This is a genomic window from Mycobacterium sp. E3298 (assembly GCF_001666895.1).
Taxonomy (GTDB): domain Bacteria; phylum Actinomycetota; class Actinomycetes; order Mycobacteriales; family Mycobacteriaceae; genus Mycobacterium.
On sequence record NZ_LZJB01000587.1, the window covers coordinates 1 to 899 of the forward strand.

Genomic DNA, 899 nt, shown 5'->3' on the forward strand with positions numbered 1-899 from the left:
TCCCGCGACACCCGGAAGTAGTGCCCGGTGCTGCTGTCGGTGCACGTCATGCCCGACGGCTCGCTGTCGCAGGTGATCGTGCCCGCGGACTGGGTCTGGCCGTAGTCGAGGGTCGGCTCGCCGGCGAAGCGCAGGGTGTCGCCGTGGCAGTGGATGGCGGCCGGCTCGCCCAGGTTCAACACGAAGCGGTTGCCCCAGGCGAGATGCTTGCCGCACTCCGGTGGCGGCGGTGGCTGGTAGTCGAAGTCGCTGATGTCGCACGCCACACCGAAGCCGCCCAGGACGCAGTAGATGTTGCCGGACGGCGACTGGAAGTGGTAGAGCGGGTCCGCGTGCGCCGGGCCCACCGCGGTCGCGGCCGCCAGGAGCGGAACCGCGGCGACCATTGATGCCTTCATGATGACGTTGTAATCCTTTTGGGCGGCCAGGTGAAGGCCCCCGCGCAAACTCATTTCGGGATTATCGGTCCGGTCCACCGGCGCACAGGCTTACGCTCAGCAAATGATGAGGACCCTCGCTGTCGCCGCCGCGACGGTCGCGGCCGCCACCGTGATGCCGGCGACCGCGCACGCGGACACCCAGAACTTTCAATCGCCGTCCGGCAACATCTACTGCGTCCTGGGCGGCTTCGGTGTGGCGTGCGACATCAGCGACTTCGACTACCAGCCACCGCCGCCACCGGAGTGCGGCAAGCATCTCGCCTGGGGCAACCGCTTCGTGTTGAACCTGGGCGAGCCGGCCGCCATCCACTGCCACGGCGACACCCTGCGCTTCGCCGGCGAGCCGACCCTCGACTACGGCCAGACCCAGTCCGCGGGCACGATCACCTGCGACAGCGAGCCGTCGGGCATGACGTGCACCGACAGCAGCACCGGGCACTACTTCCCGAGGTCGAGGAA

At 68.4% G+C, this 899-nt stretch carries 2 protein-coding genes; one reads left to right on the forward strand and one right to left on the reverse strand.

The features are described 5' to 3' along the window. The coding region (locus tag A9X05_RS26815; protein ID WP_156734771.1) for a DUF6636 domain-containing protein at positions 1–452 on the reverse strand (452 nt) is incomplete at its 3' end. 52 nt (positions 453–504) lie between these two features. Here A9X05_RS26815 and A9X05_RS26820 point away from each other — a divergent pair. Further along, on the forward strand, positions 505–899 hold a 395-nt coding region (locus A9X05_RS26820), incomplete at its 3' end, for a DUF6636 domain-containing protein (protein WP_156737018.1).